Origin of the sequence: Limnohabitans sp., from assembly GCF_017848645.1 — a bacterium.
Taxonomy (GTDB): domain Bacteria; phylum Pseudomonadota; class Gammaproteobacteria; order Burkholderiales; family Burkholderiaceae_C; genus Limnohabitans_A.
Genome location: NZ_JAFEIF010000023.1, coordinates 1 through 20,110, shown reverse-complemented (window position 1 = coordinate 20,110; position 20,110 = coordinate 1). Strand labels below are relative to the sequence as shown.

Sequence of the window (20,110 nt, the reverse complement as noted above, 5' to 3'; positions counted from 1 at the left end):
AGGGTGTCGCGTCCATGCAACATTTGGTAGGCAATTGTGTTCACCTTTTGCTGTCTGTCTGGCAATTGACCGAGCCCGTCCCTGTCTATGGCACAATAAAAAGCAACGCAGCGGGTGACGGTCATCTGCAGCGTCTTTTTTTCGCAGCGCGTCTGCGGCTTTACCCCTCAAGAGGAAGACCATGAAAAAACTGAACAAAGTGGCGATGTTGTTGGCCTCCGCAGCGCTCGCTTCGGCTGCTGGTGCACAAACCATCGACAACTGGCGCAACGGCACAGGCGACCTGGTCTGGAAAAACGGTACCAACGAACTGTGCTGGCGCGATGCCAACTGGACACCCGCAACAGCCGCTGCCGGCTGCGATGGCGCGATCGTGGCCAAGCCAGCCGTCGCTGCTCCAGCTCCAGCGCCTGCTCCTGCAGCTCGTCCTGCCGCTCCAGCAGCTCCAGCAGCAGCACCCGCACCAGCCGCTGCTGCACCACGCCCAGCAGCTCCTCCACCAGCGGCTGCTACCAAAGTCACTTATGCTGCTGACGCTTTCTTCGACTTCGACAAGTCGGTCCTGAAAGCTGAGGGCAAAGCCAAGCTCGACGATCTGGTCGGCAAAGTCAAAGGCATCAACCTGGAAGTCATCATCGCCGTGGGTCACACCGACTCCGTGGGCTCGGATGCTTACAACCAGAAGCTGTCGGTCAAGCGTGCTGACGCTGTGAAGGCCTATTTGGTGTCCAAGGGCATCGAAAAGAACCGCGTCTACACCGAAGGCAAAGGCGAGAAGCAGCCAGTTGCTGACAACAAGACATCCGCTGGCCGTTCCAAGAACCGCCGCGTTGAAATCGAAGTGGTCGGTACACGCCCTAACTGATCTGTAACCAGATCGAAAAAAGCCCCAGCAATGGGGCTTTTTTTCGTCTGTCGTTCATGTCGTGCAGCTGTTCACCGACAATCAGCTCTATGACTACAAGCCATTCCAACGTTGATCCGGCCGAACTGGCCAAGTTTTCTGACCTGGCCCACCGCTGGTGGGACCCTGAAAGCGAATTTCGACCCTTGCACCAGATCAACCCGCTGCGCCTGGAGTGGATCAACGGCTTGGTGCCCTTGGCAGGCCTGAATGTGGTGGACATTGGTTGTGGCGGCGGCATTTTGGCCGATGCCATGGCCCGCAAGGGTGCGCAAGTGCTGGGCGTGGATTTGGCCACCAAGTCTCTCAAAGTGGCTCAGTTGCATGCGCTCGAAGCGGGCACGCCAAGGGTGCAGTACCGCGAAGTCAGCGCCGAGGCGTTGGCCGCTGAGCAGCCCGGGCAGTTCGATGTGGTCACCTGCATGGAAATGCTGGAACACGTGCCAGACCCTTCGGCCGTCGTCAAAGCCTGCGCCCAACTGGTCAAACCCGGCGGCTGGGTGTTCTTTTCTACGCTCAACCGTAATCCCAAATCCTTCCTGTTTGCCATCGTCGGCGCCGAATACATCCTCAAACTCTTGCCCAAAGGCACGCACGAATTCGCGCGCCTGATCAAACCCAGCGAACTCACCTCTTGGGCGCGTGAAGCCGGGTTGGAAGCCCAAGGCTTCAAGGGCATGGAATACAACCCCTTCACCAAACGCTATTGGCTCAGCCAGGACACCAGCGTGAATTATTTGCTCGCTTGCCGGAAAGCCTGACCATGTTCCACAACGCACAAGCCGTCTTGTTTGACTTGGACGGCACTTTGATCGACAGCGCCCCGGATTTGGGGGCTGCAGTGGACAAAATGCGTGTTGATCGCGGTTTGTCCTCCTTCCCCCTCGAGCATTACCGACACATGGCCGGTGCGGGAGCGCGCGGCATGCTGGGCATCGCCTTTGGCATGACGCCCGAACACCCCGACTTTGAGGCCATGAAGGAAGAGTTTTTCGTCAACTACGAAAACTGCATGACCGAGCGCACCCGCATCTTTGATGGTGTGGTCGACATGATCGCCCGCCTGGTTGAACAAGGCATGCCCTGGGGTGTGGTGACCAATAAATCCAGCCGCTTCACCGACCCGTTGACCTCGGCCATGGACTTGTTTGCCACTGCTGGCGCCATTGTCAGCGGCAACACCACACCGCACGCCAAACCGCATCCCGAGCCTTTGTTCGAGGCGGCTCGGCGCTTGTCGGTGGATCCGGCGCGCTGCGTGTATGTGGGCGACGACGAACGCGACATTGTTGCGGGCCTGGCTGCGGGGATGGGCACGGTGGCCGCCACCTATGGTTATTTGGGCCAACAGACCGATATTTCGCGCTGGAATGCCCATTTGCACATTGATTCACCGATCGACCTCTTGAAATTCCTCAAGAGCGCCTAAAATAGGTCATTGAGGGGCTGCACTGGTTTCGACATGGGTTCGGACGCGTGGCAGGGCATGTCGAGGTTCTGATCCTCGTTAATCTTCGGAAAAAAAACTAACTGCAAACGACGAACGTTTCGCACTCGCCGCTTAATCCGGTGAGCCTTGCAACAGTTGGCCGATAGGCTGGGTCAGGGTGATGGGGGGGTTAAAGCCTTCAAAGTCCTGGCTGCAAGGTAAAACATATGGGCTGGCACCACCTCGGGTACCTTGGGGTGGTGTGAGAAAAAAGGGTGCTGGCTGGGTGTTCAGCGTGTCGCTGCGCGGTTCATTTGGCGAGACTCAAATCAGACGACTACACATGTAGAACTGTACGAAAAAGGCTTATGGACGGGGGTTCAAATCCCCCCAGCTCCACCAAACCGTGAAAAAACCAAGCCCTCGGGCTTGGTTTTTTTTTGCCTGCTGGCGGTCTCAAAACTCGGGTCGCCTTCGGTACATGAGCGTTCTAACTGGCACTGCAAAATCATCCGAACTTTGAACGGGTGCGTGCAGACTTTGGCGCGGGCTGTGCAGATGCAAGAGCAAGGATGGCGGCGATGACTTTGGCAATGACTTGGCAGGAATGGGTGCAGCACGATGCGGTGGGGCTGGCTGAATGCGTCCGGCGTGGCGATGTCTCGGCCGCTGAGCTGGCGGCGCAGGCGGCTGCGGGCGTGGCCCGCATCAACCCGGCGGTGCATGCCGTGGTCGAGGTGTTTGACGACGTGGTGGCCAACCCGCTGCAGGACGGCATGGACCCCACAGGGCCATTTGCGGGGGTGCCTTTTTTCATGAAGGACCTCGGGCCAACGCTCAAGGGCCGCCTGCAGGAGATGGGGGCCCAGATGATGCGCGGCAACCGCGCCACGGCAGACACTTTCCTCACGGGGCAAATGCGACGCGCAGGCCTGAACATCATCGGCCGCACCACCACGCCCGAGTTCGGGGTGTGCAGTTCGGCCGAAAACCCGGCGGTGTATGTGACGCGCAACCCCTGGAACCCCGAGTACACCAGTTACGGCTCATCGGCTGGCACTGCGGTGGCCCTGGCGGCCGGCGTGCTGCCGCTGTCGCACGCTACCGATGGCGGTGGCTCGATCCGCATCCCGGCGGGGGCCAATGGCAACATCGGTTTGAAGCCTTCACGCGGGGTGTTTTCAATTGCGCCTGCGGCGTCGGACCTGACCGGTCTGGTCTCCACGCAGGGTTGCCAAAGCCGCACGGTGCGCGACACGGCTGCTTTTGTGGACCACTGCCGTGGTGGTGCGCCGGGCGAGTTCATGCCCTACTGGATGCCGCCTGAGCCCTACAGCGACTTGATCCGGCGTGACCCGCCGCGCCTGCGCATCGCGCTGTCGCACGAGTGGGGCGACTTTCGGGCGGTGCCGCATTTTGTGGACGAGTTGCAGCGCGTGGGGCGCTTTCTGGAGGGCCTGGGCCACCAAGTGGACTGGGCCTTGCCCGAGGTGGATTTCCGCGCCGCGTTCGATGCGCAGACCACTTGCTACATCAGCAACTTTGCCCAGACGATTTCCAACTTGTTGGCCCCTCGGGGCCTGACGCGCCCACCAGCGGATCTGGTCGAGCCGATCAACATCAAGATCTGGGAAATGGGCCTGAACACCAGCTTCACCGAGCGGGCCCGCATGCAGGCGGTCTTCAACACCACATCGCGGGCGTTTGGCCAGTTTTTTGAAGACTGGGACATCCTGCTCACGCCCATCACCGCCTTGCCCACGCCCAAGCTGGGCACCACCGAATACCTCACCACCAGCGACAACCCCAGCGTGCTCGATTGGTTTGCCAACCTTTGGCGCAATTTCGCCTACACACCCTTGACCAATTTGTGCGGCATACCCGGCATCTCACTGCCCATGGCCACGCAGCAAAATGGTTTGCCTTTGGGCATTCACGCGCAGGCCAAACAAGCCAACGATGGCCTGTTGCTGCAGTTGGCGGCGCAGATCGAGCGGGCGCTGGACGGCCAGTGGCACGCGGGGCGTTTGCCCCAGGTGCATGTGTGCCACAGTGCCGAGCCCCAGCACAACGCTCTGACCTGAAGCCCGAGTACCTGCTCAAGGCCTGTGTTCAAGGGCCTTCACTTCGAGGCCTTGACGCGTTGGTTTTCTTTCAGCGGGGCCGGGTACAAAACCACCCGCTCACCCGCTTTCACCGATCCGGGTTCAATCACGCCAAATTCGGCATTGCGGTCTTTCAACAGCACCTGGCGTGATTGGGCGCGCCCGTTGTGAATCACCCAGACACGCCAGTCCTTGCCATCGCGCACCAAAGCCGCGCTGGGCACGCGCAGGGCCTGATCGACGCGCGACAGGACGATGCGCGCTTCGACCCGAAAACCATCACCCAGGCCCAGCGCCCCTTCGGGACTGGCGGGCAACAGGTCCACCAGCACGTTCACGCGTTGCTCCTCGATGCCCAGGGCCGACACCCGGGTGAAGGCGGTGGGTTCGATCCGCCGCACCCGCCCAGCCAGCGGCGCTTGGTGCGCATCGAGCGACAAGGCCACGGGCGCACCCGTGGGGATGTGCCGGGCGTCGGAGGACAACACGTCAATCACCGCCTCCAATGCCGTGACGTCGCCGATGTCGAGCAAGGCTTGTCCCGCTGTCACTGGCCCGGCGCTGCTCAGGTGCAGCTGGATGACTTGTCCGCTGATCGGGCTGGTGATGGGGATCAGCCTTTGTGCGTCGGGTGCGGTGGGTGCGGTGGCTGCGGTTTGTGCGTCAGTGGGGGCAGTCGCCGTGGTTTGGCCCAAGGCCGCTTGCGACTCGGCCAAGCTGAACTGGGCAGCTCGCCACTCGGCGCGCCCAGCCTCCAGCGCCTGCGCTGCAACGCGCTCATTGCCCAAGGCCTGGTCCAGCGCGGCCTCGTTGATGAAGTTTTGCTGCGCCAGTTGCGCGGTCCGTTGAGCTTGCAGGCGGGCTTGTTCCAAGGCGACTTGCAACTGCGCCACACGGGCGTTGGCCGCTTGCAACGCGGCTTGGTCCCGACCCACGCGTTGGCGCAACACGCTTTGGTTGCGCGGGTCGATCAGCGATGAGGCCAGGGGGGCCAGCCAGGCCAGCACCTGGTTTTTTTCCACGCGGTCACCCACTTGCAGACTGGGCCTTTGCAGCTGCCCGGCCATGGGGACGGCAACGCCGTAGCGCGCTTTCAGGCGCAGTTGGCCATCTTCTTCAATGCTTTGCTCAAACGGCCCTTGGGTGACCGGGGCCACATCCACCGCCAGCGGGCGGGGCGCGAACGACCACCACAGCGCCGTCAGGGCCAGCAGGCCCGCTGCGCTCCAGGCCAGCCAGCGCCAGATGTGCGCACGACCGGCGGGCTTGGCGGTGGGCGAGGGCGGTGTGACGGGTAAAGTGTCAGTGGGGGTGTCGGCGGGGCGGATCATTCTCGGACTTTCAAGACGGCGACCAGATCGAGCCGGTCAATTTTTCGGCGCACCAGCAAGGCACTCACAAGGCCTGCGGCCAGCACCATCAGGGCGGCCCAGGCATAGGTGTCCGGGGCGATGATCACTGGAAAATCGATGTTCTCGGACGACATCAAATGCATCAGCCATGAGGCCAGGGCCCAACCGCACACCGCGCCCAGCGGCAGCGCCAGCAGCAGCTCGGCGGTCAAGGGGGCCAGCAACAAAACAGACACCTCGGCACGCGTCATGCCCAGCACGCGCAAACTGGCCAGCTCCCAGGCGCGCTCGGACAGACTGATGCGTGCCGCGTTGTACACAATGCCCACCGCCATGGCCACGGCAAACAAGCTGAGCACGGTGCTGAAGACGCCCATGTTGCGCGAGGTCGTTTCCTGGAAGCCGGCCAGCGAAGACGCCTTGTCGAGCACCGAGACGATGACCGGGGCCCGCTTGACTGCTTGCCAAAAGGCCGGCATGGCCAAGGGGTCCACTTGCAAACTGGCCTCGGTCACGCCTGCGCCTTCGCGCGCCAGGCGGTGCAGCGCATCCAGGTCCATGAACGCCTGTTTGCCGATCAGGGTGTGCACGATGGCCGCGACCTGAACATGGGCGCGGTGCTGCCGCCCCATCAAAAATTCCACCTCGATGGGTTCACCCGGCTGTACGCGCAGTTGTTTGGCCAGCAGAGCAGACAGCACCAGCCCGTGGGGTGGCATGGGCACAGGCCCTTGATGGGCATCGATGACGCGCGTCAAGCGTGCGCCTTGCGCCAGACCCAGCAGCACGCCTTCGTCGTTGCGGCCGCCCGCGTGCAAGCGCACGGCCTCGCTGCGCTGGACTTCGGCATGCACCACGCCGGGCAAGCGCTGCAGGTCTTGCTGCACCGAGGGGGCCAGCGCTTGCTGAAAATGCACCACCACATCGCCGCGCAGTACTTGGCGATATTGCACATCCACGATGTGATCGATGGCGTCCAGCCAGAAGGCCCCCGAGATTTGCAAAGCCACGGCCAGCGCGATGCCCGTCACGGTGAACAGGGCACGCCAAGGCCGGCGCTCGATGTGCCGGATCACCATCAAGGCCCCGGCTCCCACGGGGCGGTCCAGGCGTAGACGCTCGATCAGACTGGGCCGATAACGATCGGGCGCGGGCGCTTGCATGGCCACAGCCGGGCGCAGGCGCACCACCGCCCGGATGGCGCGCCAAGTGCCTGCTGCGGCCGCTGCCAGCACCAGGGCCATGGCTGCGGCCACCAGCCAGGGCGTGGTGGTGTAGTCCAGGTGGGCCAAGCGAAAGACCTCGCCGTACAAACCCAGCATGCTGCGCCCGATCCACTGGCTCAGCAGCAGCCCGACCAGCAAGCCCAGCCCCGAGATGGCCAGGGCCAGGCCCATGTAGTGCCAACCAATGCGGCGGTCAGGGTAGCCCAGCGCCTTGAGCGCGGCCATCTGCTGGCGCTGTGTGGCCACTTGTCGGCCGATGACCCCGTTCAGGATGAACACCGACACGGCCAGAAAAATGGCCGGCAGCACCGTCCCCATGACTTTCATTTGCGAGAGTTCATCGTTGACGATGCGTGCCGAAATGAGCTGGTCCTGGCGCATGGCCCCGCGTGTGCCATAGGGTGAGAGCAAGCCATCGATTTGCGTGATGAGCTGCGCTGTGACTTGTGGTTTGTTGGCACTTTGGTGCACGCGGAAAAAAGACTGATTGAAGGCGCCTTGCATGTCAAACACATGGGCCATGCGTTGGTGGTCGATCCACCACACGCCAAAACTCTTGTCGTCAGGCGCGCCACCTCTGGAGGCAAACACATACTCCGGCGTGATGACCGTGCCCACCAGGTGTACGGTTTGCAGCTGCCCGTTCAAAATGGCTTGCACCTGATCGCCCGGCTGCAATTGCCGCGCTAGGGCAAAGCGCTCGTTGACCACAGCCTCCAAGGCCCGGCCAGGCTCAGGCCAGCGCCCGCTGCGCAGCGTCAAGGCGTTGATGCCTTGCCTTTGGGCATGCACCCGCGCCAGCTCCAGGCCGACAAAGCGGCCTGTGACGGGGGCTTGTGCATCGGGCAGGGCCAGTTGTGCGTCGTGCACCACGTTCAACTGGACATCGGCCACACCGGGCAGGGCCCGCAAGCGCGCTTGCAGCTGCAGGGGCGCGCGCTGGATGCGGATGAACACATCGGCCATGCGGTTGTCACGGTAGAAGTTGTCACGCGCATTTTTCAGCGACTCGTGCACTGAAAACATGCCCACAAACCCCGCCACCCCAATGGCCACCACCACCGCAATGGTCAGCACCTGCGTCCACAGGCTTTGCAGGTCGCGCCAGAGCTTGGTGTTCAGGGCTGTCATGGGCGGGCTCACCAGCGCAGCGTGGCCGCAGCCACTTTGTGGGGGTTCGCCTGCGTGTCCACGATGCGGCCACCGGCCATGCGCATGACCCGGTCGGCCATGTCGGCAATCGGCGCGTTGTGCGTGATGACCACGGCGGTGGTACCCAGTTCGCGGTTGACTTTTTCGAGGGCCTGCAACACCACGATGCCGGTGGCGCAGTCCAACGCCCCCGTGGGCTCGTCGCACAGCAAGACCTGCGGGCGTTTGGCAATCGCCCGGGCAATCGCCACACGCTGCTGCTCGCCGCCCGACAGCTGAGCCGCGAAATGATCCATGCGGTCGGCCAGACCCACCAAGGCCAGCGCGGCCTCTGGCGTCATCGGGTCATGGGCCAGGTCGGTGACCAAGGCCACGTTTTCTCGGGCCGTGAGGCTGGGGATCAGGTTGTAAAACTGGAACACGAACCCCACATGTTCGCGCCGGTAACGCGTGAGCTCGGCATCGCTGGCCCCGGTCAGCTCGTGCGTGCGGCCTTGGTGCGTCCACTGGGCAGTGCCCGATGTGGCGCTGTCCAGGCCCCCCAGAATGTTCAGCAAGGTCGATTTGCCGCTGCCCGAAGCCCCCAGCAACACCACGAACTCGCCGGGCGCGATGCACAGGTCCACCCCGCGAAGCGCGTGCACTGCGGCAGGCCCTTCGCCATACACCTTGCTCAGCCCTTGTGCGCGAAAAACGCAGGGTGCAGCCTCGGGCGGTGAGATGGGTGCGTGCGCGGTCATGCGGTCATTGACGCACGTTGGCCGCTTGGGCCGCTTGATGCGCATCAAGGGCTGGGTTTGTCAGCCCATTTTTTGACCTGAAGGTTTAGACCAACAGGTGAATGGACCCAGGGTGCACAACGCGAAAAAATCAGGACCGGGATGAAAACGAAAAGGACAGGACATGGCTCAGCTGCATTGGATTTTGGTGGCCAATGGCGCGCACGCGCGTTTGTTCGAACGCAGATCCTTCACCGAGCCCTTGGTGGAGATGACCGATTGGGTCGACCCTGCGGGCCGCATGTCCGCGCGTGAGACCGAGCGTGCCCCGCTGGGGCAGTCGCTGGCCGGGCGTGCCGGATTGGCTCCTCGTGCGGATCTCAAACAGTTGCACCGCAGTGCGTTTGCACAGGATTTGGCCGCCCATTTGCGCGAAGCCGTATTGAACCAGCGCATGAAACAGCTGGCGCTGATCGTGTCCAACCCGTTCATGGGCGAGTTGCTAGCTCACCTGGATGCGTCGGTGCTGAAGGTCCTTTGCGCGCAGCATGTGCTGGATCTGACGTCTTTGAGCCTGAGCGATCTGGACCAGCGTTTGCGGACCGATTTCCGTTTGTAAAGCCTCCAATCAGCGGATGGCCATGGCCGCGCTGGCCCGGGCTGTGATGCCGATTCAGTGGTGGGGGGCGGCACTCGCTTGGCTGCGCAAAGTGGCCAGCACCTGCGCGTCGCTGACTTGCGGAAATTGGCGATAAAACTGCCCCACAGCCATGAAGTCCTCCGGGGCTGACAGGCATACGGTCTCGTCGGCCACGGCTTGAATTTTGGTCAGCGCATGTGGGCTGGCCACAGGAATGGCGCACACCAAGCGCAGTGGCTTGTGTCGGCGCAAGGCTTGGAGCGCCGCCAGCATGGTGGCTCCCGTGGCCAGGCCATCGTCCACCACAATGACCACGCGGCCTTGAACCGGAATGGGCATCTGAATTTCGGCGTATTGGCGACGTCGGGCCTCCAAGGTCTTCATTTGCAGCTGGATTTCATCTTTCAAATAGGCCGGATCCAAGTCCAGTGGATCCGCGTAGGGCGAGACGTAAGCCAGACCCGTTTCGTCTACTGCACCAATGGCCACTTCGGGTTGAAGCGGTGCGCGCAGTTTGCGCACCAGCACCACATCCAGTTGCCCCTGCAGCGCCTCGGCCATCGCCGCGCCCATGGGAACTGCACCCCGGGGAATGGCCAGCACCAATGGGTTTTGACCCCGGTAATGGCGCAGGGCCTGGCTCAGTTGGCGGGCAGCATCGAGGCGGTCTTGGAACATGCGTGGGGTGGTGAGAGTTAAGGCACGCATTGTCCTTTCAAGCAGTGGTGCGGGTCTGTGCTGTTCCTCACCCCAACGCCCAGGGCATGGTCCAGCACCCCGGCCAGGGCATGAAAAAAGCCGCTCAAGGGGCCTTGAGCGGCTTTGGCGTGGCCCCGGACGGGGCTCTGGCTCCGGTTTGAGGTTTACAGGCCAGCCGCCGCCTTCAGCGCAGCGGCGCGGTCGGTGCGCTCCCACGTGAAGTCGGGCTCGTCGCGGCCAAAGTGCCCGTAGGCGGCGGTCTTGCTGTAGATCGGGCGCAGCAGGTCCAGCATCTGGATGATGCCTTTGGGGCGCAGGTCAAAGTGCTCGGCCACCAAGGCGGACAATTTTTCGTCCGAGATCACACCCGTGCCTGCGGTGTTGACGGTGATGTTCATCGGGCGGGCCACGCCAATCGCGTAAGCCACCTGCACCTGGCACTGGGTGGCCAGACCTGCGGCCACGATGTTTTTGGCCACATAGCGGGCAGCGTAAGCGGCCGAGCGGTCCACTTTCGAGGGGTCTTTGCCGCTGAAGGCACCGCCGCCGTGGGGGCAAGCGCCACCGTAGGTGTCCACGATGATCTTGCGGCCAGTCAAGCCGCAGTCACCCTGGGGGCCGCCAATGACGAAACGGCCGGTGGGGTTGATCAGGTACTTGGTGTCTTGCAGCCACTCTTTGGGCAGCACGGGCTTGATGATTTCTTCGATGATGGCTTCGGTGAAGCTGGCCTTCATCTTGGTCGATGTTTCCGACTGGTCGGGGCTGTGTTGGGTGGAGAGCACCACGGTGTCGATGCTGTGGGGCTTGCCATCCACATAGCGCATGGTCACCTGGCTCTTTGCATCAGGTCGCAAGAAGGGCAGGCGGCCGTCTTTGCGCAGCTGGGCCTGGCGCTCGACCAGGCGGTGGGCGTAGTAAATGGGCGCAGGCATCAGCTCAGGTGTTTCAGAGCAGGCGTAGCCGAACATCAGGCCCTGGTCGCCCGCACCGATGTTGAGGTGGTCGTCAGAGGCGTGGTCGACGCCCTGGGCGATGTCGTTGGATTGCTTGTCGTAGCAGACCATGACCGCGCAGCCTTTGTAGTCGATGCCGTAGTCGGTGTTGTCGTAGCCGATGCGCTTGATGGTGTCACGGGCGACCTGGATGTAGTCGACGTGGGCGTTGGTGGTGATCTCACCGGCCAGGACCACCAGACCCGTGTTGGTCAGGGTTTCGGCGGCCACGCGGCTGCGGGGGTCTTGCTCAAAGATCGCGTCGAGGATCGCGTCGGAGATCTGGTCGGCGACTTTGTCGGGGTGGCCTTCGGAGACGGATTCCGAGGTGAAGAGGAAATTGCTGGACATGAAAAAAGCTCCTAAAGTTTCAGGGGTTTGTCGGCGTTGCCGACCCTGAGAACCCGGAGCCTGGCGAACGCTTTAGCAGGTTTTATGAATCGCCCTGCAAGTAGTTCAGATAACTCGGCGATGAACGGATTATAAAAGATGTCAGAGCCCTGCCGGAAATCATGTCCAATACTGCCCATGGACATTCCCACCCCGATAGAAAACCGCCTGGTCGACCTGGAAATCAAGGCCGGCTTCACCGAAGACCTGCTGGACCAGCTCAATGCGCAGGTTTACCGCCAGCAGCAGCAAATCGATGCGCTGATCCAGGAGCTGCGCCAGATGCGAGATCGTCTGCCCGAATCGGGTGGCGGCGCCGAGGTGCGCAACCTGCGCGATGAAATTCCGCCACACTATTAAAAAATCGCCGATCCATGAAATCCATGCACAGCGTTCAGGACATCCGCGACCACTTGCGCGCCTTGGGGGCAAACGCCTTGCACGAGCAGCGCGTGTTGCGCCTGTGGGCCCAAGCCAAAGCGCAGGACAGTGGCCGCAGGCCTTTGGCGAGTTTCATGCCCACCGCCGTGCGCGAGGCGCTGCCCGCGCTCACCCAAACGCTGACCGGCCTGGCCACGCTGCGTGAGCAGCACCCGGGCCAAGACGGCTCCGCCCGCTTGCTGGTCGGCCTGCAAGATGGGCAGACGGTGGAAAGCGTGCTCTTGCCGCGAGATGGCTTGTGTGTGTCGTCTCAAGTGGGCTGTGCGGTGGGCTGCGTGTTTTGCATGACGGGGCGCGAAGGTTTGATTCGGCAGGTGGGCAGCGCCGAGATCGTGGCGCAAGTCGCCTTGGCCCGCACGCTCCGGCCCGTCAAAAAAGTGGTGTTCATGGGCATGGGTGAGCCCGCGCATAACCTGGATGCGGTGATGGAGGCCATCGACCTGCTGGGCACGGTGGGCAACATCGGGCATAAGAATTTGGTGTTTTCCACGGTGGGTGATGCGCGGGTGTTCGAGCGCTTGCCTCAAGGCCGCGTCAAGCCCGCGCTGGCGCTGTCACTGCACACCACCCGGGCCGATTTAAGGGCGCAACTGCTGCCGCGAGCCCCGCGCTTTGACCCGCAAGATTTGGTGGAAGCCGGTGAGGTGTACGCCCGCGCCACCGGCTACCCCATCCAGTACCAGTGGGCGCTGATCGAGGGCGTGAACGACAGTGCCGAAGAAATCGAGGGCATCGTGCGTTTGCTCAAGGGCAAATACGCGCTGATGAACATGATCCCCTACAACGCCGTGCCCGATTTGCCATTCGCCCGCCCCAGCTGGGAGCGCGCTGCCGAGATCGCCCGCACCCTGCACCAGCGCGGTGTGCTGACCAAGCTGCGCCAGTCAGCCGGGCAAGACGTGGACGGCGGCTGTGGGCAGCTCAGGGCCAGGGATGTGGTCCAGCGTGAGCAGCGGGTTCACATTCACCCACGTGTCACCGCCCCGGCAGTTTGATCAAGCCGCTGGACAAAGAGGTCCCGAGCAAAATCACCGCGCCGCACAGCAGCATCCAGGCCGTCACGCTTTCGCCCAAAAACAGCACGCCGTAAGCAATGGCAAACACCGGCACCAAGAAGGTGACTGTCAGCGCCCGCGCGGGCCCGGAGTTCTCGATCAGCTTGAAGTACAGGATGTAGGCCACCCCGGTGCACAGCACCCCCACCACCAGCAAGGACCACCAGACCGAGGTGCTGGGCCAGTGATCAGGGCGATACCACAGCGCGGGCAAGGCCAGGACCAGGGTGGCCCCGATCTGGCTGCCGGTGGCGGTGACCAGCGGTGGCAGGCTGGGGATGTGCTTCTTGGTGAAACTCGCGGCCAAGGCATAACAGGTGGTCGCGGCCAGACAAGCGGCCACCGCCCAGGCCGGGGCAATGCCCGAGTCGTTGGGCTTGAAGCTCGCTTGGCCCCCGGCCAGCAACACCACGCCACCGAAGCCGATGGCCAGCCCCACCGTGCGTGAGAGGGTAGGCCTGTCCCCCAGCCAAAGCCAGGCGACGACCGCGCCAAACAAGGGCACCGTGGCATTCAGGATGGAGGAAAAGCCGGTGGTGATGTGCAGCACCGCAAACGAATACAACGCAAACGGAATGCCGCTGTTGAGCGCGCCAACAAACAGCACCGGCTTCCAGTGCTGGCGCAATTGCGCCCAGTGGCCTTTGGCCAACATGATCGGCAGCAAAAAAGTCGCCGCAATGGCCACCCGGATGGCGGCCGTGGGCAGCGGCCCCAACTCAACGGCGGCCAAGCGCATGAACAAAAAGGACGAGCCCCAAATGGCGGCCAGGATCAGAAAGTCGGCCAGCCAGCCTTTGGCGGGAGAAGCATGCATGGAGAAAAAGTCAGATACCGGGATGGCCTTCCAGCTGCAGCAACGCTTGTTTGCGCCACAGCCCGCCTGCGTAGCCCGTGAGTTGGCCACCGGCACCCAGGACGCGGTGGCAAGGCACGATGATACTCACCGGATTTCGCCCCACGGCCGCGCCCACGGCCCGCACCGCCTGAGGCCGGGCCAACAGCCTGGCCAACTCGCCATAACTCTGGCTTTGGCCTGAGGGGATGCGCATCAGGGCCTGCCAGACCGATTGCTGAAACGGGGTCCCGGCCGACAGGTCCAGGGGGCCTTCCCATGGGAGGGTCTGCCCACCCCAATAGGCCAGCACCTGGGCTGCTGCGCTTTGCAGCACCGGATGGGACGCATCGCTTGCCCACTGCTGGCGCTGGGCTGGGCTCGGGCCGTGTTTTTGGTCGTCAAACCACAGGCCGCACAGACCTTGGGCACTGGCCGCCAGCGTGATCGGACCCAAGGGGCTGTCGATGCGAAGGGTGCTCAAGGGGGACATGCTTGACCTTTGATAATCATGGTGGACAGGGTGGATGGTAGCGCGGCCCGCCTACAATCTTGTTTTAAGAATCAACCTGGCCCCAGCGGCTTTTGGACAGGCACAGCGCATGCAAATCACCCCCTCCATCTTCAAAGCCTACGACATCCGCGGCGTGGTGCCCTCGACGCTGAACGAGCAAGTGGCTGAGGGCCTGGGCAAGGCCTTTGGCACGCACGCGCTGGCCCAAGGTCAAAGCACGGTGGCCGTGGGGCGTGACGGCCGCCTGAGCGGCCCGAATCTCTCAGCAGCGCTGATTCGCGGTTTGGTGGCTGCGGGCATCCGGGTCATTGACATCGGCCTGGCCACCACGCCCATGCTCTACTTTGCGGCCAGCACCGCGTGCCAAAGCGGCATCCAGGTCACGGGCAGCCACAACCCCAAGGATTACAACGGCTTCAAGATGGTCTTGGGCGGTCGCGCCATTTATGGCGATGAAATCCAGGCCCTGCGCCAGATGATGGAAGCCGAGACTTGGCAGTTGCAATCAGGCGGCAGCGTCACGCAGCTGGACGTGCTGGCCGATTACACGCAGCGCATCGTGGGCGATATTCAGTTGGCGCGCCCCATGAAAATCGTGATCGACTCGGGCAACGGCATTGCGGGCGCTTCGGCCCCCGGCATTTTCCGGGCCTTGGGTTGCGAGGTGATCGAGTTGTTCAGCGAGGTGGACGGCAATTTTCCGAATCACCACCCTGACCCGAGCAAGCCGGAAAACCTGCAAGACCTGATCAAGGCCCTGAAAACCAGCGGGGCTGAATTGGGCCTGGCCTTTGACGGCGACGGCGACCGCCTGGGCATCGTCACGAAAGATGGCAACAACATCTACCCCGACCGCCAGATGCAACTGTTTGCCCAGGACGTGCTCAGCCGCGTGCCTGGCGGCACCATCTTGTTTGACGTGAAGTGCTCGCAACGCCTGGCGCCGGCCATCGAAGCGGCTGGCGGCAAAGCCCTGATGTACAAAACCGGCCACTCGCTCATCAAGGCCCAGATGCGAGCCATTGAGGCCGCAGGCGGCCAAGCCCCCTTGGGCGGCGAGATGAGCGGGCACATCTTCTTCAAGGAGCGTTGGTACGGATTTGACGACGGCACCTATGCAGGCTGCCGTTTGCTCGAAATTGTGAGCAAGTCCCCCGACGCCAACGCGGTGCTCAACGCTTTGCCCACCAGCTTCAGCACGCCCGAGCTGAACGTGGCCTGTGCCGAGGGCGAGCCCCACAACGTGACCCGTGCCTTGCAAGCCCAAGCCGCCAGCGCCTTCAGTGCGCCGGCCCAAGTGTGCGACATCGACGGCTTGCGCGTGGACTGGCCCGATGGCTTTGGCTTGATCCGCGCCTCCAACACCACGCCGGTCTTGGTGCTGCGTTTTGAGGGCCAGACCGAAGCGGCGTTGCAGCGCATCGAGGGTGAGATGCTGGCGCTGCTGCGCTCGGTCAAACCCGACGCGCAGATTCAGGCGGCGGCGCATTGAACATGCCCATGTCACGTCTGGACTCTGTGACTGTGGTCGTGGTGACCCACCACAGCGCCCATTGCCTGGCCGGCTTGAATGCCCTGTTGCAGCACTGCCCACACGTCATCATTTCGGACAATGCCAGCAACGATGGCACGCCCGAGCAGGCCCGTGCCTTGTGGCCTCAGGCCCAGGTGTTGTCGCACCCGGTGAATTTGGGCTTTGGCGCTGCCAACAACCGGGCCCTGGAACGGGTCAGCACGCCGTTTGCTTTTTTGCTCAACCCCGACTGTGAAATCACAACACAGGCCTTGCTGTCGCTGATGGACGTGGCGCATGAGATGCCTGAAGCTGCGCTGCTGGCACCCCAACTGGTGGGAGCCAGAGGGCAAGCCGAGGTCAATTACCGCTGGCCACATACTTTGTGGAACTCCCGGGGGCCGGCTGCCGATGGCCCAGCGTGTGTCGGTTTTGTGTGTGGCGCGGCCATGTTGTTTCGCATGGATCGTTTCGCCCCTGTTGAATTTTTTGACGAAAACTTTTTCCTCTATTACGAAGACGATGACCTGTGTCTGCGTCTCTTCAAGGCACGCTTGCCCATGGTGGTGGTGCCGTCCATCACAGCTTTGCACCGCTCGCGGGGCTCCGTGAAGGGGCAAGCACCCTGGAAAAGTGAATACGTGCGCGGATTCCACCATGCCCAGTCCAAACTCATTTTTGAGCAAAAACACGGCACGCTCGCACAGGCCCTGATCCAGCGACGCCGTTTGCTGTGGAGCACCGGCTTGGCATTGCCACTGCGGGCGTTGTTGTTTTCACCCAAGCGGTTTTGCCGCATGTGGGGTCGGTGGATGGGCTTGATGCGTTGGACGCCTCATGCTGAGCATTGACATGGATTCATTGACGCGGCGCGAACGCATTCACAATGGCCTGGTTTTTGCCTGCCTGTCGCTGGCCTTGGTCATGCCGGGTGGCCCCAAGCTGTTGGCCCTGTGTTTGGCTGGCATGGGTTTGTGGTCCTGCCAGGACTTGCGCACTGACCTGGCTCAGGTCTGGGGCAGGCCTGCGGTGCGCATCATGGCCCTGGGTGTTGCCATTTTTGTAGGGATCGGCTTTTTCCTGGGCATTTGGTACGACTACAAGCTTGGCTATTACGAGGCGTTCATTCCCTTTTTGTTGGCCCCCTTGATGTTGCATGGCGTGCTCAAAGCACGCTTGCAGCCTGTCGTTTTGTGGATGGGCGCGGCCACTGCAGCGGTGCTGGCCGGCGCATTTGCCAGTTATGAAAGCCTGGTGCTCTTGACGGGACGTGCCATGGGTGCCATGAGCCATCCGATCATTTTTGGAGATCTGTCGGTGGTGTTGGCCTGCATTGCCTTGTTTGGTTTGTTGTATTTCGAGCCAGCCAAAAATCAGCTGTGGATGCGGGTTTATTTGACTTGCGGTGCCGCCATGGGTGTGTGGGCCTCTTTGCTCAGCGGCTCCAAGGGGGGCTGGTTGTCGATCATCATGGTCCTGTTGGTGTTTATGTGGCGCGTTACGGCAGACAAACCGGTTCTTTGGCGACTCCTGGGGGTGGTGTTGATCTCGGTCTTGGTGGCCAAGGGGGTGTGGTTGGCACCCGAGGAGTTGGTTCGGGATCGGCTTGATGGCATCTGGGGCAAGGCCCATCTCTGGTTTGAGACCGGGCAGGTGACCGATTGGTCGGTCAGCATTCGCCTAGAGTTGTGGTCGTATGCCCTGAAGCTGTTTGCGCAGCGACCCATTCTGGGTTGGTCCGGAGAGGGCGCATTGAGCATGCTGGCAGAACATTTGAAACCCTTCAATGTGCCTGTCGGGATTGCGCCTGTTTTTGAAAATGACCTGCTGCACTATGCGGCGGTGTCCGGCTTGGTCGGTGTGCTGTCGGTGCTGGCTTTGTATGGGGGGGTGTTTGTCGGCTTTTGGCTTTATCAAAAGCAGGGGCTGCAGACCTTCGCCTATGCCTTGTTGGGCATGCTGCTGGTGGCGCTTTATTTTGAGTTCAGTCTGACGGTCAATGCGTTGGGGCGCAATGCCTTTCGGTACTTTTTCTGCGCCATGTCGGTGATGCTCTTGGGGCTGATCATCTCGGGCACTCAAGAAAAAAAGGGGCGAGCGTGGAATTGATTTTTTTGTGTCCTGCCATCAAAAAAGCCATAGGTGGTGTCAAAGTCATTTACAGACAGGCTCAATTGATGCATCAGCTGGGGCAGTCGCGTGGGCTGTCCGCTGCGGTGATGCACCCCAACACCTGGTTTTTCCGTGTCCAGTGGTTTGATGCGCAGGTGCCATTGAAAAGGGCATTTTTCAAACTCAGATGGATGGGCAAACCGTCTTTTTCCGGCGTCACTGGGGTGTTTGATGCCCAAAGACACATGGTGGTGATTCCCGAGCTGTGGGCTCGGAAATACGGCACCCAATTGGCGGACATGGGGGTGAGCTACGCCATCTATGTGCAAAACGGCTACTACATCACCAAGGGTCGACCTGCAGACCTCGATCGGGCCTACCAATCAGCGCGGTGTATTTTGACCATTTCAGATGATGCCAGCCGCTGCGTGGCGCTGGCGTTTCCTGGGGCTGAGCACAAGATACTGCGCGTTCATTATTCGGTAGACGCGCAGCGCTTTTGGCCCGACACGGCCAAGGAAAACATCATCACTTACATGCCGCGCAAGTTGGCTGACCATTCGTCCAAAGTCTTGTTTTTTCTGCGCCACCATTTGCCTGCGCATTGGCGCATTGTGCCCATCGATGGCTTGAACGAAGTGCAGGTCGCTGCTTTGCTCAAGCGGTCAAAAATTTTCATGGCGTTCAGTCATTTTGAAGGTTGCCCCTTGCCACCATTGGAAGCGGCTTTGAGTGGTAACCAAGTCATTGGTTACACCGGGCAGGGTGCCAAGGAGTACTGGTTGCCCGAAATTTTCGAGGAAGTGGCCTCTGGTGACGTTGCAGGATTTGCCCAGCGGGTCCTGGACAAAGTGCAGGCCATCGACCAAGCCGAACAGTTTGAGCTGCCTTTGTCCGCCATCCGGACCTTGGCCGAGACTTACTCTGAAGCGCAGGAGCGCAAGGACATGCTTGAATTTTTGAAGGCCATGGGCCTGAACACGAACGGTTTGCCGACATGACACCGCCGAGCCTGGACGTCGCCATTTTTTCCTACAACCGTGGGGACTATCTGAAAAATTGCGTCGAATCACTGCGGCGCAATTTGCCCGGGGTGCGCTTCACAGTCTTCGACGATGGCAGTGATGAGCCCGGCACCGTGGCTTATTTGCAAAGCCTCGGTGAGCACGTTCGTCACATGAAGTCAGCGGGAGATGACCGCCATGGGGGCTATTACAACAACATGCAAGCCGCGTTGGACGCGACGCAGGCCGATTACCTGCTGATGCTGCAAGACGATTTGCAGGTGGTCCGGCCTTTTGCCCAAGAAGACCTGTTCAAAATTGACCAAGTTTTCGCGGAAAGCCCGACAACGGTGTTCATCAGCCCCTTGTTCATGAAGGGCAGCAAAAGAGCTTATTTTCAGCAGCGCTACCAGCCCGATGCCGGCCTGCGCTGTTACCGCTGGTCTGCCGATCCGCAAGAATCGGGCAAAGTGCCTCAGAAGTACGCCGATATCGCGGTGCTGCATGTGGCGCGTTTGCGTCAAAGTGGCTGGCGGTTTGCAGGATCGGAAGAGGCCAATGGGGCCCTGGCAGACCAGCTCTTTGGCGACATGGTTCAGGTGGCCGAGCCTTGGGTTTTTTATGTTCCCGAAGAGCCCGCTTACCGCGGTCGCGTGCTCACTTTGGGGGCCAAACTGGCGGTCAAGATGGCGGGCAACCAGGTCAAGTCTTTCCGGGACATGAGCGAGCAGGCGTCAGCGGCATTCGCCCAAAGGAATTTGAGTGTGTACCCCTTTGCCGAGGATTTTGTCGACACGGTCGATCCCACCGTGCGCAAGCCCTACAAGTTCAATGCCTACCGCACCCGCTGGTTGCCATTGATCCTCAACAAACTGGAGCTGTTGGGTCGGCGTCTTTGGCCGCGTTGACTCAGAACTGCTGCGGGTCAATGCCGACAAATTGACGGCGGGCCCACCAAAAACAACGCAAATACCGGACGGCCAGGCGCATTTGCCCGCGCAATCTGCGCCACTTCAATTGCAGAT

20 protein-coding genes and 1 other RNA gene are annotated in these 20,110 nt (G+C 61.6%); 13 read left to right on the top strand and 8 right to left on the bottom strand.

From position 1 onward, the window contains the following. Positions 1–181: 181 nt before the first annotated feature. The 5 genes from ompA to QZ190_RS05680 all read left to right on the top strand — a co-directional run bounded on the left by ompA (position 182) and on the right by QZ190_RS05680 (position 4,417). Positions 182–865, top strand: coding sequence for an outer membrane protein OmpA (gene ompA, locus QZ190_RS05700; protein WP_291914559.1), 684 nt, complete (start codon positions 182–184; stop codon positions 863–865). Positions 866–954: 89 nt separating this feature from the next. Beyond that, positions 955–1,665 carry a bifunctional 2-polyprenyl-6-hydroxyphenol methylase/3-demethylubiquinol 3-O-methyltransferase UbiG gene (gene ubiG / locus QZ190_RS05695; RefSeq protein ID WP_291914557.1) on the top strand — a complete coding sequence of 237 codons (711 nt, stop codon included), beginning with the start codon at positions 955–957 and terminating at the stop codon, positions 1,663–1,665. A 2-nt stretch (positions 1,666–1,667) separates the two neighbouring features. Then, positions 1,668–2,333 carry an HAD-IA family hydrolase gene (locus QZ190_RS05690; RefSeq protein ID WP_291914554.1) on the top strand — a complete coding sequence of 222 codons (666 nt, stop codon included), beginning with the start codon at positions 1,668–1,670 and terminating at the stop codon, positions 2,331–2,333. A gap of 13 nt (positions 2,334–2,346) precedes the next feature. Further along, positions 2,347–2,735: a transfer-messenger RNA gene (ssrA, locus tag QZ190_RS05685) on the top strand. A gap of 179 nt (positions 2,736–2,914) precedes the next feature. Continuing rightward, on the top strand, positions 2,915–4,417 hold the full coding sequence (locus QZ190_RS05680; protein ID WP_291914552.1) for an amidase: 1,503 nt from the start codon (positions 2,915–2,917) through the stop codon (positions 4,415–4,417). Between the two features lie 38 nt (positions 4,418–4,455). Here the strand turns inward: QZ190_RS05680 and QZ190_RS05675 are convergent, their stop codons facing one another. From QZ190_RS05675 to QZ190_RS05665, 3 genes are read right to left on the bottom strand one after another with little or no spacing between them, the layout of a single operon-like run. Beyond that, positions 4,456–5,769 carry an HlyD family efflux transporter periplasmic adaptor subunit gene (locus QZ190_RS05675; RefSeq protein WP_291914550.1) on the bottom strand — a complete coding sequence of 438 codons (1,314 nt, stop codon included), beginning with the start codon at positions 5,767–5,769 and terminating at the stop codon, positions 4,456–4,458. Further along, complete coding sequence (locus QZ190_RS05670; RefSeq protein ID WP_291914548.1) at positions 5,766–8,147, bottom strand: ABC transporter permease; 2,382 nt, start codon at positions 8,145–8,147, stop codon at positions 5,766–5,768. The genes QZ190_RS05675 and QZ190_RS05670 overlap by 4 nt, the downstream gene beginning before the upstream one ends. A gap of 8 nt (positions 8,148–8,155) precedes the next feature. Then, positions 8,156–8,908: an ABC transporter ATP-binding protein gene (locus QZ190_RS05665; RefSeq protein WP_291914547.1), complete on the bottom strand. Its 753-nt coding sequence runs from the start codon at positions 8,906–8,908 to the stop codon at positions 8,156–8,158. A 163-nt stretch (positions 8,909–9,071) separates the two neighbouring features. Between QZ190_RS05665 and QZ190_RS05660 the strand changes: the two genes are divergently transcribed. Beyond that, on the top strand, positions 9,072–9,506 hold the full coding sequence (locus QZ190_RS05660) for a host attachment protein (RefSeq protein ID WP_291914545.1): 435 nt from the start codon (positions 9,072–9,074) through the stop codon (positions 9,504–9,506). 54 nt (positions 9,507–9,560) lie between these two features. Here QZ190_RS05660 and QZ190_RS05655 read toward each other — a convergent pair whose 3' ends face one another. Both QZ190_RS05655 and metK read right to left on the bottom strand, forming a co-directional pair. Next, on the bottom strand, positions 9,561–10,205 hold the full coding sequence (locus tag QZ190_RS05655; RefSeq protein ID WP_291914543.1) for a phosphoribosyltransferase: 645 nt from the start codon (positions 10,203–10,205) through the stop codon (positions 9,561–9,563). Between the two features lie 185 nt (positions 10,206–10,390). Beyond that, positions 10,391–11,572 carry a methionine adenosyltransferase gene (gene metK / locus QZ190_RS05650; RefSeq protein ID WP_291914541.1) on the bottom strand — a complete coding sequence of 394 codons (1,182 nt, stop codon included), beginning with the start codon at positions 11,570–11,572 and terminating at the stop codon, positions 10,391–10,393. Between the two features lie 177 nt (positions 11,573–11,749). Between metK and QZ190_RS05645 the strand changes: the two genes are divergently transcribed. Together QZ190_RS05645 and QZ190_RS05640 are read left to right on the top strand one after the other, a co-directional pair. Then, complete coding sequence (locus QZ190_RS05645) at positions 11,750–11,971, top strand: SlyX family protein (RefSeq protein WP_108286412.1); 222 nt, start codon at positions 11,750–11,752, stop codon at positions 11,969–11,971. A 23-nt stretch (positions 11,972–11,994) separates the two neighbouring features. Further along, positions 11,995–13,047 (top strand): RNA methyltransferase, encoded by a 1,053-nt coding sequence (locus tag QZ190_RS05640; RefSeq protein WP_291914601.1) that lies wholly within the window; start codon positions 11,995–11,997, stop codon positions 13,045–13,047. Here the strand turns inward: QZ190_RS05640 and QZ190_RS05635 are convergent. Both QZ190_RS05635 and QZ190_RS05630 read right to left on the bottom strand, forming a co-directional pair. Further along, positions 13,028–13,924, bottom strand: a complete 897-nt coding sequence (locus QZ190_RS05635) for an EamA family transporter (RefSeq protein WP_291914535.1) — start codon at positions 13,922–13,924, stop codon at positions 13,028–13,030. The genes QZ190_RS05640 and QZ190_RS05635 overlap by 20 nt on opposite strands. Positions 13,925–13,934: 10 nt before the next feature. Continuing rightward, positions 13,935–14,435, bottom strand: coding sequence for a methylated-DNA--[protein]-cysteine S-methyltransferase (locus QZ190_RS05630; protein ID WP_291914533.1), 501 nt, complete (start codon positions 14,433–14,435; stop codon positions 13,935–13,937). Positions 14,436–14,544: 109 nt separating this feature from the next. Between QZ190_RS05630 and QZ190_RS05625 the strand changes: the two genes are divergently transcribed. The 3 genes from QZ190_RS05625 to QZ190_RS05615 are packed head-to-tail and all read left to right on the top strand — an operon-like array spanning position 14,545 to position 18,078. Continuing rightward, positions 14,545–15,948 carry a phosphomannomutase/phosphoglucomutase gene (locus tag QZ190_RS05625; protein ID WP_291914531.1) on the top strand — a complete coding sequence of 468 codons (1,404 nt, stop codon included), beginning with the start codon at positions 14,545–14,547 and terminating at the stop codon, positions 15,946–15,948. Positions 15,949–15,956: 8 nt separating this feature from the next. After that, positions 15,957–16,820 (top strand): glycosyltransferase family 2 protein, encoded by an 864-nt coding sequence (locus tag QZ190_RS05620; protein WP_291914529.1) that lies wholly within the window; start codon positions 15,957–15,959, stop codon positions 16,818–16,820. Then, complete coding sequence (locus tag QZ190_RS05615) at positions 16,807–18,078, top strand: O-antigen ligase (protein ID WP_291914528.1); 1,272 nt, start codon at positions 16,807–16,809, stop codon at positions 18,076–18,078. The genes QZ190_RS05620 and QZ190_RS05615 overlap by 14 nt, the downstream gene beginning before the upstream one ends. On the opposite strand, the gene QZ190_RS05610 is transcribed toward QZ190_RS05615, so the two are convergent. Next, a complete protein-coding gene (locus QZ190_RS05610; protein WP_291914526.1) occupies positions 18,048–18,326 on the bottom strand; it encodes a hypothetical protein in 279 nt (92 codons plus the stop codon). The genes QZ190_RS05615 and QZ190_RS05610 overlap by 31 nt on opposite strands. Here QZ190_RS05610 and QZ190_RS05605 point away from each other — a divergent pair, their 5' ends adjacent. Together QZ190_RS05605 and QZ190_RS05600 are read left to right on the top strand one after the other, a co-directional pair. Continuing rightward, a complete protein-coding gene (locus QZ190_RS05605; protein WP_291914524.1) occupies positions 18,327–19,082 on the top strand; it encodes a hypothetical protein in 756 nt (251 codons plus the stop codon). It begins immediately after the preceding gene. After that, the gene (locus QZ190_RS05600) at positions 19,079–19,993 is read left to right on the top strand and encodes a glycosyltransferase (RefSeq protein ID WP_291914522.1); all 915 of its coding nucleotides are present in this window, start codon (positions 19,079–19,081) and stop codon (positions 19,991–19,993) included. Before QZ190_RS05605 ends, QZ190_RS05600 begins: the two co-directional genes overlap by 4 nt. The last annotated feature ends 117 nt before the right edge of the window (positions 19,994–20,110 follow it).